Here is a 12,377-nt window from a genome sequence, read left to right as displayed (position 1 = left end):
GGGCCGATGCTTTTCTCACCGCCTGGGCAGGTCCTTGAACGTGTCGAGGGTGCGGTCGATCACCTCGATCAGGTCGTCCTGGTAGTCGTGCTCGGCCCAGTAGATGACGGCCTCCAGGAGCGCGCCCATCAGACCCATCGCGTAGACCCGCACTTCGAGGTCGTTCTCGTCGCGCCCGGTGCGCTCCGCCAGCGCGCGGCACATCAAGCGGCCGGTGACGGACATGCTCTCCATGGCGCGCGAGCGCACGGCCGGGACGTTGACCATCAGCCCCATCCGCAGCTTCATCTCGCGTTCCGCGAACGTCGGATCGTCCGCGATCGCCATGGCCAGCGACTGCCGGATCACGTACCGCAGCGACTGAAGGACCGACTCGTCGGCCGGGCGGTCCCGCAGCAGGTCCTCCACCAGGGGGTCGTACTCGTCCGTCAGGACGATGTCCTCCTTGGTGGGGAAGTAGCGGAAGACGGTGCTCGGCGAGACCTCGGCGCGCTCCGCGATCTGCTCGACGGTCGTGGCGTCGTACCCCTGCTCCTCGATCAGCGCGTACGTGGCGTCCCTGATCGCGATGCGCGTCTTGATCTTCTTCCGCTCCCGCAGGCTCAGATGGCGCGCGGCCTCGGGGACAGGTGTACGTGCCGTGGTCATGTCGTTCATTGTCGGTCATCGGCCTCCTGGGGGACCATGGCCGGAGCCGGGGGCCCCGCCTTCTCGGCCGGTTCGGCATCGGCCTGGTCCGTGGGCCGCCCGTTCGGCAGCAGCAGTGCCGTCAGCGCCGCCGTCACCAGCGCCGCGATGCCGCAGACGACGAGGACCGCGGCCATGCCGTCCACGTACGCGGCGTCGGCGGAACGGGCGAGGGCGGGCAGGGCGAGCCGCTCGGCGACGGCGTGGGCGCCGCTCAGCGAGTCGCGCGCCGCGTCCGCGGCCGCCTCCGGCAGGCCCCCGGTGTCGATCCGGTCGCCGTAGGCGCCCGCGACCAGGCTGCCCAGCAGCGCGATACCGATGGCGCCGCCCACCTGGCGCAGCGTCATCAGCAGCCCGGAGCCGCTGCCCGCCTCCTCGGCGGGGATGCCGCCGAGCGCCGCGTCCATCGCCGGCACCATCGCCAGGCCGAAGCCCAGGCCCGCGATGGTCAGCCACAGTGCGGTGAAGCCGTAGCCGCCGCCGGGCTCGGTCCGCGAGCCGAGCAGCGCGGCGAAGCACAGCACCACCAGGCCCGTGGTGACCACCGGGCGCGGGCCCATGCGGTGGACGAGAGACGTGCTCAGCCGAGCGGACACCATGAGCCCGCCCATCATCGGCAGCAGCCTGAGCCCGGCGCCGAACGCGTCGCTGCCGCCGACCTCCTGCAGATACGTCGGCAGCAGGAACAGCAGCCCGGAGAAGACGAAGGTGCCGAGCGTCGCGGCCAGGCTGTTGAACAGGAACCCGCGGTGCGCGAGCAGCTTCAGGTCGAGCATGGGGCGTACGGCCCGCCGCTCCCGCAGGACCAGACCGGCGAGCAGCACGGCGGACACCGCGAACGAGCCGAGCACCTCGGCGCTGCCCCAGCCGCGCTCGGGCGCCTCGATGATGCCGAAGACCAGGGCGCCGAGCCCCAGCGCGCTGCACGCGGTGGAGAGGGCGTCGACCCGGGGCGAGGAGGGGTCGCGGGACTCGGGCAGCAGGAAGAAACAGGCGGTGATGCCGACCGCGGCCATCGGGATGTTGATCAGGAAGATCGAGCCCCACCAGTAGTGGTCGAGCAGCAGCCCGCCGACGAGTGGTCCGAGCGGCATCCCCGCGGCCATGGAGGCGGTGACCGCGGCGACGGCCTTGCCGCGTTCCTCCTCGCCGAACATCGACGGCAGCACGGACAGGCCGAGCGGGATCACCAGCGCGGCCCCGAGGCCCATGACGGAGCGGGCGGCGATGACCAGTCCGGGGGTGTCGACGAGGGCGCCGAACACGGAGCCGGCGAGGAAGACGACGAGCCCGGCGATCAGCATCCGGCGCCGCCCGAAGCGGTCGCCGAGCAGTCCGGCGGGGAGCATCAGCGCCGCGAACACGACGACGTACGAGTCGACGATCCACTGCAGTTCCCCGCTGCTCGCCCGAAGCTGCGCCGCCATCGTCGGCAGCGCGACGTTGAGGATCGTCAGGTCGAAACCGAGCGTGAGCATGCTCGCGACCAGGGCGCCGAGTGCCCACCAGCGGCGTACGTCTTTAGTGACAGCATCCATGAAATGAGAGTAGCTCTCAAAAGAGTGTTGCTGTCAATGTCCTGGGGAACGCGAGAGGGCGCGAGAAAGGGCCACGGCTCGGAAGCCATGGCCCTTGCTGAGCGGGAGCAGCCGCTATGCGTGCTGGTACGCCACCAGCGAGATCCCCACGTAGTGCGTGATGAACGCCGCCAGCGTGAAGGAGTGGAACACCTCGTGGAAGCCGAACCAGCGCGGTGACGGGTTCGGGCGCTTGATGCCGTAGATCACGCCGCCCGCGCTGTAGAGGACGCCGCCGACGATCACCAGGACCAGCACCGCGATGCCGCCGGTGCGCATGAAGTCCGGCAGGAAGAAGACGGCCGCCCAGCCCATCGCGATGTAGCAGGGCGTGTAGAGCCAGCGCGGGGCGCCGACCCAGAAAACCCGGAAGACGATGCCCGCCGCGGCGGCGGCCCAGATGCCCCACAACAGCCACTGGCCCTTGGCTCCCGGCAGGAGCAGCATCGTCAGTGGTGTGTAGGTGCCCGCGATGATCAGGAAGATGTTGGCGTGATCCAGTCGGCGCAGGATGCCGTCCATGCGCGGACTCCAGTTGCCCCGGTGGTACAGCGCGCTCACGCCGAACAGCAGGCAGGCGGTGAGGGCGAAGATCCCGCAGGCGAGCCGGCCTCTGGGGGAGTCCGCGAGGGCGGTGAGCACCAGGCCCGCGACGAGCACGGCCGGGAACATGCCGAGGTGCAGCCAGCCGCGCAGCTTGGGCTTGATCTCGTCCGAGAGCTGCTGGGCGTGGTGCGCGATCTGATGTGGCAGGGAGGGCGCGTCGGAGCCGCGGCCGGCGGCCGCCGTGTCCGGTTGTGCGTCGGGGACGGGCGCAGTCATGGGGGGCATCGTACCTACGGAACCGTAAGTTACGTATCAGGGCGGCGAGATGGATGCCCGGAAGTGGCCATCGTCTCATGGGGTACCCGGAATGGGCGCACCCGGGGTGAAGCCGTGGTGACGCATCGAAAACATCTGAATGAGTGGTGATGCTCACGCCGCTCACCTGTGACGCCCTCTGGACATATGGGCGGACGCGTCGGATGATCAAATGAGTGCGGTCGGCACCGGATGAGCGCGGAAGATCGGGACGGTGGATCCAGTCCAGTCCCGGTCCGCGAAGCATCCGGGTCGCGGCCCCCACGGGGCATACAAGGGCATATTCAGGACAAAATCCCTCACTTAGGAGCAACCGTGGCGCGCGACATCGCGGCTCCCCCCGTCGTCCCCACAAACCACCAGGCACTGGTCTCGTGGGTGAACGAGATCGCTGAACTGACGCAGCCGGACAGCGTGGTCTGGTGTGACGGATCCGAGGCCGAGTACGACCGTCTGTGCGAGGAGCTCGTCGCGAAGGGCACCTTCAAGAGGCTCGACCCGATCAAGCGCCCCAACTCGTACTACGCCGCCTCCGACCCGACCGACGTCGCGCGCGTCGAGGACCGGACCTTCATCTGCTCCGAGAGGGAGCAGGACGCGGGGCCGACGAACCACTGGATGGACCCCGCCGAGATGCGTGAGGTCTTCGCCGGCGAGAAGGGCGTCTTCCGCGGCTCGATGCGCGGCCGGACCATGTACGTCGTCCCGTTCTGCATGGGCCCGCTCGGCTCGAAACTCTCCGCGATCGGCGTCGAGATCACCGACTCGGCCTACGTCGCCGTCTCCATGCGCACCATGACCCGCATGGGTCAGGCCGTCCTCGACGAGCTCGGTGAGGACGGCTTCTTCGTGAAGGCCGTGCACTCCGTCGGCGCCCCGCTGGAGGAAGGCCAGGAGGACGTCCCCTGGCCCTGCAACCAGACCAAGTACATCTCCCACTTCCCGGAGAGCCGCGAGATCTGGTCCTACGGCTCCGGCTACGGCGGCAACGCCCTGCTCGGCAAGAAGTGCTACGCCCTGCGCATCGCCTCCGTCATGGCCCGCGACGAGGGCTGGCTCGCCGAGCACATGCTGATCCTCAAGCTCACCCCGCCGCAGGGCGAGTCCAAGTACGTGGCGGCGGCCTTCCCCTCCGCCTGCGGCAAGACCAACCTCGCCATGCTGGAGCCCACGATCTCCGGCTGGACGGTCGAGACGATCGGCGACGACATCGCCTGGATGCGCTTCGGCGAGGACGGCCGCCTGTACGCCATCAACCCCGAGGCCGGCTTCTTCGGCGTCGCGCCCGGCACCGGTGAGCACACCAACGCCAACGCGATGAAGACGCTCTGGGGCAACTCGGTCTTCACCAACGTGGCGCTGACGGACGACAACGACATCTGGTGGGAGGGCATGACGGAGGAGACTCCGGCCCACCTCACCGACTGGAAGGGCAACGACTGGACGCCCCGGTCCGAGACCCCGGCCGCCCACCCCAACGCCCGCTTCACCGTTCCGGCCTCCCAGTGCCCGATCATCGCGCCCGAGTGGGAGGACCCCAAGGGCGTGCCGATCTCGGCGATCCTCTTCGGTGGGCGCCGCGCCACCGCCGTACCGCTGGTGACGGAGTCCTTCGACTGGAACCACGGCGTGTTCCTCGGCGCCAACGTGGCCTCCGAGAAGACCGCCGCCGCCGAGGGCAAGGTCGGCGAGCTGCGCCGCGACCCGTTCGCGATGCTGCCCTTCTGCGGCTACAACATGGGCGACTACATGGCCCACTGGGTCGACGTGGCCAAGGGCAAGGAGCAGTCCAAGCTGCCGAAGATCTACTACGTCAACTGGTTCCGCAAGAACGACGAGGGCAAGTTCGTCTGGCCTGGCTTCGGCGAGAACAGCCGCGTCCTGAAGTGGATCGTCGAGCGCCTGGAGGGCAAGGCCGAGGGCGTCGAGACCCCGATCGGGATCCTGCCGGCCAAGGGTGCGCTGGACACCAACGGTCTCGAACTGGCCGACTCCGACCTGGAGTTCCTCCTCACGGTCGACAAGGAAGTCTGGCGCGAGGAGGCCGCGCTCGTCCCCGACCACCTCAACACCTTCGGCGACCACACGCCGAAGGAGCTGTGGGACGAGTACCACGCGCTGGTGCAGCGCCTGGGCTGAAGCCCGCCCCGAAAGACTCCGCGGCCGGCACGGATGCCCTGACCAGTGATCGTCACGGCCGGCCGCGGTGCATACCGGCGAGGTTCCGTACAACGGCGTACGGAGCCCTGGGCCTGTCGTCGCGCCCCGTCCGCCCCGACGGGAAGGCGGCGGCAGGCCTTCGCCTGTGCTCGCGCCCCCTTGAACAAGGATCTTCACGGCTGTTTCATGTTCGTCACAGGTGCCTCACTTCACTCGGTGGGCACCCAACACAGCCTGGGGGGCACAGTTGAATACAGCACGCCTTGACGGCGCACACCGTCCCAGACGTCTCGCGGCCACGCTGCTCGCCGCCGCACTCGCCGGGACCGGCCTGACCGTCGCCGCCGCACCCGCGGCCCACGCGGCGGCCTCCGACGCGGTGGCCAAGCTGCCGATCTCGTCGTACTCGGCGCTGGCGGTGGACTCCGCGCACGAACGCGTCTACGTGGCCGACAGCAACATGGGCAGCTACTCCAACAGCGGCCTCATCGTCGTCTACAACTTCCAGGGCGAGCGGATCACCACGATCAGCACCCAGCAGCACATCTCCGGACTGGCGCTGAACGCCGACGGCTCCACGCTCTACGTCGGCGGACGCGAGGTGATCTGGCGCTACGACACCAGCACCTACACCTCGAACGGCCTGTACGTCTCCACCGACACCTGCGGCCGCAGCCTCGCCTTCTCCGGCGGCACCGCGTACTACACCACGCCGTACTCCTACTACACCTCGCAGTGCGACACGACGCTGACCTACCTGGACTCCTACGTCCCCGCCACCAACACGGCGCCGCGCACCAACTGGCAGGACCACGGCAAACTCCAGCTGGAGGCCGGACCTGGTGACCGGATGCTGATGGGCCAGCCGCTCAACGCGCAGGCCGGCAACCCGTTCCTGACGGTGTACGACACCAGCGGCGGCACCCTCGTGCGGGGCGCGGCCCGCCGGTTCGCCGACGCCGACGGCAAGGGCGCCCTGAACCTGAAGGACATGGCGTTCTCCGCGGACGGCAGCAAGGTCGCCGTCGCCGACGCCGCCTACGGCACCCGGCTGCTGAACACGACCGACCTGTCCGACGCCGCCGACGGCTACCAGGCCCTGCCCGCCGGTGCCACCGCCAGCGCGGTCGCCTTCGGCGGCGACGGCAAGTACCTCGCGCGCGGCGCCTCGGCCACCGGCTCCACGCCGGACCTGCTGGTGCAGCCCGCCGACCCGGCCGACGCCACCGCCCCGCTGGAGTTCGTCTTCGAGGGCAGCCTCGACGGCGACCGGGTCGCCCCGCGCGGCCTGGAGTGGTCGGCGGACGGCTCCCGCCTGTTCGCGGTGACCACCAACGCGGCCGGCAACCAGTTCTGGCTGCACGTCATCCAGCCCCCGGCCGTCCAGTACGACGCCCGCTTCACCGGCGGCCTCACCCACAGCCCCGCCCAGGCCGTGGCAGGCGAGCCGCTGGCCGTGCGCGGCAAGCTGGAGCAGGACGGCCCGGCGCCCACCGAGCCCCTGAAGGTCAAGGCGACCCGCACCGACGCCGACGGCACCCATGACGTGGGCACCTTCACCGTCAAGGCCGACGGCACGTTCACGGTCCTCGACGAGCCCGACCTCGTCGGCGACGCCACCTACACCGTCTCCTACCTCGGCGACCTGACCCACCGCCCCGCCGGGGACGTCACCACCACGGTGTCCGTCGGCAAGGCGCCCACCTCGATCGCGCTCACCGCACCCGAGGAGGGCTCGCTGAGCACGGGCGTCGAGATCACCGGCACCTTCACCGCCCAGGGCAAGGCGCTGCCCGACCGGGCGGTCCTCAAGGTCACCCGGACCGACCGGCTCGGCACCGGCACGCTGTCGTCGGTGACGGTCGCCGCCGACGGCACGTTCACGATCAACGACCTGCCGCGCACCCGGGGCGACGCCGACTACACGGTCAGCTGGCCGGGCGACGACCTGCACGAGGCGTCGACGGCCTCGGCGACGGTCTACGTCAGGCGCTGATGCCACCCGTCCCGCCCCGGTCCTCCAGATACCGGGTGTGGGACTCCTGGCGGCGGGCCTCCACCTCGCGCAGGCCCGCCGCCAGCCGCTCGGCGTCCTTCTTCAGCAGACCGAGCTGGCGCTCCAGATGGAGTTCGGGCGACTCGGTTCCGGGCGTCATCCGCGTCCACCACCGCGTCCGTACGAAGCTGTCGACGGCCTCGGGAAGATCGCGCCGCACGATCCGGGAGAGCACATGCACGCCTTCCGGATCGTGCGCGAGCAGCTCGGCGATCCAGCCCCGGTCGAGCAAAGCGCCCAGCAGCTCGGTGAGTTCGCGCAGCCGCGTGGCCGCCGTGACCGACAGCTCGACTTCCGTCAGATAGCCGCGCAGCTTCTCGAAGTCGCCCCGCACCTCGTCGAGCTGGGCCGACGGGTCCGGGAAGTCGGGCAGCGCGGGCCGCTCCGGCGGGGCGATCAGCGCGCCCGCGCCGTACAGCCCCGCGACCACGACGGGCCAGTACGGCCCCGCCACCCCCGCGAAGGTCAGCACGAGCCCGACGACCCCGCACGTGCTTCCGGCGATGTTCTTGCGGGACTCCAGGTACGCCAACGCCCTACTGGTAGCCACGGATCTCCTCGAAGGCGCCGTCCAGCGAGCCCTCCTGGGCGTCGAAGAGGCGGCCGCCGGTCAGCTCGGCGATGTGCTCCAGTTCGGACCGGTCGGAGTCGCCGAAGAGGATGGGGAAGACGGGCGTGTCCCGCCGGTCGCGGTCGAGCCCGGCGTAGAAGGCGTCGAAGTCCGCCGCCTCGGCGCCGGTGGTGTTCTCGCCGTCCGTCATCAGCACGATCGACGTGAACGTGTCCCGGGACTGGCCGGCGCCCAGATGGTCGTACGCCTTCTCCAGCGAGGTGTAGATCGCCGTGTCGCCCTCGGCGGTGAGCGCGTCGGTGTCCTCGCGGATGGCGTCGAGCCCGGTCTTCGGGCGGGCCGGCTCCACGACATGCGTGCGCACGCTCTTCACGTCCGACCCGAAGGGCATCAGCGTGACCTCCTCGCGTTCGCGGAAGTCTCCGGTGAGATCGGCGAGCGCCCGCTTCAGCTGAGTCAGGCGGTCGCCCTCCATCGAGCCCGAGGTGTCGAGGACGTAGACGGTCCTGGACGGGCGGCGCAGCTCGTTCTCGTACGAGTCGAGCAGGCCGTCGGCGACGGAACGGCTGCCCGGGAAGGGCAGTTCGCGCCGTCGGCTGCTGTCGAGGCCGGACGCGGGCGGGACGGAGGCGACGACCGGGCGGCGATGGGTGCGCTCGGTGATCAGCCGCTGGACGTCCTCGGCGCGCAGGGCCTCGGTGAGGCGGCGGACGTCCTCGCGGGTCGCGCTGTCGGTCGAGGCGAGGGAGGAGAGCGGGTAGTCGGCGGTGACGACGCCGTCCTGGGGGCGGATCACGGTCAGGCCCGGGATGCCCTTGAGGACGGACTCGTAGTTGAGCAGGGCGTCGACGTTCCCGCGCCGCTGGTACGCCTCCGCCAGCCAGCCCGACGAACCCGATGTCAGCTTCTGCCCCTGGAAGAACTCCTTCAGCCGGGGCGTGGCCTCGGTGACGTCCGTGTCGGTGAGCGCGGACTGGGCGCCGGACAGGGCCGAGGCGACGGAGACGAGAGTGGCGAAACCGGAGTTGGAACGCGCCGGGTCGGTCATGCCGTACGTCAGTTTCCCGTCCCGGACGGCCTGCTCGATCTGCGTCCAGGTGACCGCATCCGGCTGCCAGCCGAGCCTGCCGAGGGCCGTGGACCTGACCCCGACGGCCACCGGGCTCGACATGACCGGCGTCTCGGACACGACCTTCTTCGCCGCGTCGGGACGCAGGCGCAGATAGTCGTTGGAGGACAGCCACAGGGCGTCGTACTCTCCGTCCGCCTTGCCCTTCGCCAGCAGTTCCACGGCGTCGAGGGTGCCCATGTAGGTGGGCCGCACCTTGACGCCGGTGTCATCGGCGATCCGGTCGAGCACCGGGGTCATGTCACTGAGCTCGCTGGAGGCGAGGACGCGGAGGGTGCCGGGCTGCGGGGCGTTCGGGCTCGGGTCGTCGTCGGCCTGCTGCGAGGTGCAGGCGGTCAGCAGAGCCAGCGCGGCGAGCGCGGACGCGAGGAGTCGTCTCATCCGAGCCCACCCTCCAGCGCGCCCTGCGAGCGGCTGCGCTCCAAGTAGACGCTCGCGTGCTGCAGTTCGGCGGTGAGGTTCTCCACCGTCGTCGCCATCGCCTCGGTCGCCTGGACCTTGTAGGTGTCGATGGCGTCGAGCGTGCGGTAGATCTGCTGGAAGGCGCTTCGGAGGGTCTCCGCTCCCACCGCCGGGTCGGCGGCGATGCGCTGGATCTCGCCGCCCTGCGTGGCGAGCATCTCGGCATTGCCCCGAATGAGATCCTCCGTGGTCCCGCGCAGGGCGTTGACCTGCTCGATGACCTTCTTCTGGTTGTCGAGCGCGGACGCCAGCATCACGGAGATCCGCAGCGCCGAGACGGTGGTCGTGGCCGCCCGGTCGACGCCCTTGATCAGCTCCTCGTTGTTGCGTCGTACGACATCCATGGCGAGGTAGCCCTGCGCGCACACCGCGAGCTGGGTGAGCAGGTCCTGGTGCTTCTGCCGGACGGGGAAGAGCACGTCCGCGCGCAGGGAGTCCGCCTGCTGCGGATCACTCCCCCCGACCCCCGCGATGTGCTGCTCGACGGCGGCGTCCAGGGCCTGCGTCAGAACGACGTACTCCTGGAGCTTGCCCATGGTCTCCCACAGGCGCACCCGCTCGGTCTGCAGCGCGGCGTTGTCCCGGCGCAGCTCGTCCTGTCCGCCCCGCAGGGACCCCACGATCTTGTTCAGGGTCCCCTGCGCGGAGGCGTACTTGGCGACGTGGTCGCGCAGCTTGTTGCCGCCCGGGAGCCTGGAGAGGAACTTGCGCCCCTTGGCGGCGGGCAGATCCCTCGGATCCAGGTCCTCGACCACCCGCCGCAGTTCCACGAGCGAGCCCGCGACCTGCGACTGGGCGTCCCCGCCCTGGTCCGGCAGGCTCCGGATGGTCCGCTCCAGCATCCGGTTGGACTGCGCGGCGGCGGTGCGCATCTCGCCGGCGCCGAGGGCGGTGATCTCGCCGACCTTGCCGGCGAACTCGGGGGAGCGGGCGTCGAGCGCCGCGAGCCCCTCGACGTAGGCGGAGGCCTTCTTGGCCATGTCGGTACGGACGGCGTCGTCCACGGGGACGAGCCCGCCGGCCTTCTCGCGCGGCACGGTGGCCACGGGCTCGGGCGGGGTGAGGACGAAGGTGTCGTCGTTGCTGGTCATGTGGTGCTGTCCCCCTTATCCGCGCGCCCGTCGCGCCAGCTCGTGCAGCACCTTGGAGGTGGGCACGGGCGCCTGGCGGACGCCGGTCAGCTCCTGCTTGAGGTAGGTGGTGTCCGAGGCGAACTCGGCGGCGGCGCCCTGCGGCCGGAAACCGTGCCGCGCCTCCAGCTCGCGCAACTTCGGGTCCGAGGAGAGGAGTTCGGCGACTGCCTTGCCGTCCTCGGTGAGCGGTACGACGGTGTGGTCGCTGTTGACCGTGGTGTCCGGGTAGAGGACGACCAGGTCGTCGGGCTTCTGCCCGTCCGCCAGCAGCGAGGCGACCTGCGACTCGTAGACCACGACGAGCGGATTGCCGGCACCGCTGACGAAGTCCCGGAAGGCGGCGTCGCTGCCCGCCTGCTGGGCGCCCTGCACACTGACCAGCTTGTGCAGCAGCGGTGCGGTGCGGTCCACCTCGGCGTCGGTGGCGACGACCTTGCCGCCGTTGGCGACGTAGGAGGCGGCCGCGAGGTAGAGGGCGCCGGAGTTGGAGGTCTCGGGGTCGGTGCTGGACAGGTAGAGCGTGCCCGTCAACTCCCCGTACTTCTGGGCCCCCTTGAGCTGCTGCCAGGTGCGGTCGGCGCGGGCGGCGTCCAGATAGGCGGTCATGCTCAGGGTGCCCCGGTGGGCCTCGTCCAGCGTGGCGAGGCCGTTCGCCGCGAGCACCTCGGCGGCGTTCTTGTGCGCCACGACGACGAGGGGCGAGTAGAAGGGGCGGGGGAGTGCCCCCGTCACCTTGTACTTCGCGGCGAGTTCGGCGGCCGGCGCCTGGCTCGACGGCAGCGCCAGGTCGTACCCCTTGAGGTCCAGCCCCTCCATGGCCCACGACCCGGAGGTCTCGGCCTTCACGGTGTAGCCCTTGGCGGCGAGGGCCTTCACCACGTCGGGAGCGGCGAAGAACTCCGCCTTCTCCGATCCGATCACTGCGCGCACGGTCTTCGTTGCCGTGCCCTTGTCCTCATTGCTACGGCCTGCGACGACGGCAACCACCACGCCACCGATCAGCAGCACCGCGAGGACGATCCCTGCGATACGTCTCACGCCTGGAGAGTGCTCGCGGAATCCAACGTTCCCCGCCGAAAGGAATGAACGGGAAGTGTCATCCCGGTCCCGTTACAACACGGCGGACTGCAACGCCCTGCTTTTTAGGGGCGCGGGGCTGCATCGATATGCGGCTCCGCCGCGTGGGCGCGACGAGCCACAGATACCCGTCAGCCGCGAAACAACAAACTGAGGCAACCCGGTCCGCGCGTCGCTGCGGGTGCACGCGGACCGGGGCCGTTCAGGGGGGCGTCAGCCGACGCCGGTCAGTTCCTGCGGCTCGGCCAGCGCAGCGCCGTGCGCGTCCATTCGCTCGGCGGCGAGGATCGCGGCAGCGGTATCCGCACGCGACGCGGCGACGACCAGCGCGCGGCCCGCGAGGGCGTGTGCCCGCTGGTGCAGGGCGGCGAGGTCGGTGCCGGAGGGCGCCGCTGACATGCGGGCCGGCGTCATCCCACCCCGCAACCGGCTCACCTGGGCGGCGAGCCGCTCGGCCGCCTCGTCCAGGTCGGCGGAGGGAGCCGTCGCGCGCAGCTCGTCCGTGACGGCGAGCAGTGCCGCGAGATGGCCCGCCAGCTGGATGTCCAGCTCCTCCTCGCGGGAGCGGTGCGGAAAGTCGGAGGTCGTGCCGGCCATCGTGCTGTGGACCGACTTGGTGCGGATCGGTTCGTACATGGATGGCCTCCTGTGCTGTCAGGAAACC

10 protein-coding genes are annotated in these 12,377 nt (G+C 70.4%); 2 read left to right on the top strand and 8 right to left on the bottom strand.

Annotation, left to right across the window (positions count from 1 at the left end; translation table 11 throughout):
• Positions 1-15: 15 nt before the first annotated feature.
• From QQM39_RS15340 to QQM39_RS15330, 3 genes are all read right to left on the bottom strand, one after another.
• A complete protein-coding gene (locus QQM39_RS15340) occupies positions 16-648 on the bottom strand; it encodes a TetR/AcrR family transcriptional regulator (RefSeq protein WP_301997268.1) in 633 nt (210 codons plus the stop codon).
• Positions 649-653: 5 nt separating this feature from the next.
• Positions 654-2,225: a DHA2 family efflux MFS transporter permease subunit gene (locus QQM39_RS15335; RefSeq protein WP_301997267.1), complete on the bottom strand. Its 1,572-nt coding sequence runs from the start codon at positions 2,223-2,225 to the stop codon at positions 654-656.
• Positions 2,226-2,339: 114 nt separating this feature from the next.
• On the bottom strand, positions 2,340-3,086 hold the full coding sequence (locus tag QQM39_RS15330; protein ID WP_301997266.1) for a hemolysin III family protein: 747 nt from the start codon (positions 3,084-3,086) through the stop codon (positions 2,340-2,342).
• A 354-nt stretch (positions 3,087-3,440) separates the two neighbouring features.
• Between QQM39_RS15330 and QQM39_RS15325 the strand changes: the two genes are divergently transcribed.
• Positions 3,441-5,264 carry a phosphoenolpyruvate carboxykinase (GTP) gene (locus tag QQM39_RS15325; RefSeq protein WP_301997265.1) on the top strand — a complete coding sequence of 608 codons (1,824 nt, stop codon included), beginning with the start codon at positions 3,441-3,443 and terminating at the stop codon, positions 5,262-5,264.
• 268 nt (positions 5,265-5,532) lie between these two features.
• Positions 5,533-7,281 (top strand): Ig-like domain repeat protein, encoded by a 1,749-nt coding sequence (locus QQM39_RS15320; RefSeq protein WP_301997264.1) that lies wholly within the window; start codon positions 5,533-5,535, stop codon positions 7,279-7,281.
• Here QQM39_RS15320 and QQM39_RS15315 read toward each other — a convergent pair.
• From QQM39_RS15315 to QQM39_RS15295, 5 genes are all read right to left on the bottom strand, one after another.
• The gene (locus QQM39_RS15315) at positions 7,271-7,891 is read right to left on the bottom strand and encodes a hypothetical protein (protein ID WP_301997263.1); all 621 of its coding nucleotides are present in this window, start codon (positions 7,889-7,891) and stop codon (positions 7,271-7,273) included. The two genes, QQM39_RS15320 and QQM39_RS15315, sit on opposite strands and share 11 nt — an antisense overlap.
• Complete coding sequence (locus QQM39_RS15310) at positions 7,878-9,422, bottom strand: substrate-binding and VWA domain-containing protein (protein ID WP_301997262.1); 1,545 nt, start codon at positions 9,420-9,422, stop codon at positions 7,878-7,880. The genes QQM39_RS15315 and QQM39_RS15310 overlap by 14 nt, the downstream gene beginning before the upstream one ends.
• Positions 9,419-10,594, bottom strand: coding sequence for a toxic anion resistance protein (locus QQM39_RS15305; protein ID WP_301997261.1), 1,176 nt, complete (start codon positions 10,592-10,594; stop codon positions 9,419-9,421). The genes QQM39_RS15310 and QQM39_RS15305 overlap by 4 nt, the downstream gene beginning before the upstream one ends.
• 15 nt (positions 10,595-10,609) lie before the next feature.
• On the bottom strand, positions 10,610-11,674 hold the full coding sequence (locus tag QQM39_RS15300; RefSeq protein ID WP_301997260.1) for a substrate-binding domain-containing protein: 1,065 nt from the start codon (positions 11,672-11,674) through the stop codon (positions 10,610-10,612).
• Positions 11,675-11,926: 252 nt separating this feature from the next.
• Positions 11,927-12,349 carry a hypothetical protein gene (locus QQM39_RS15295; RefSeq protein WP_301997259.1) on the bottom strand — a complete coding sequence of 141 codons (423 nt, stop codon included), beginning with the start codon at positions 12,347-12,349 and terminating at the stop codon, positions 11,927-11,929.
• Between the last annotated feature and the right edge of the window lie 28 nt (positions 12,350-12,377).

The organism is Streptomyces sp. DT2A-34, from assembly GCF_030499515.1.
Classification (GTDB): Bacteria; Actinomycetota; Actinomycetes; order Streptomycetales; family Streptomycetaceae; genus Streptomyces.
Note: the sequence above shows the minus strand (reverse complement) of the source record. Positions and strands in the feature narration are given on the sequence as shown.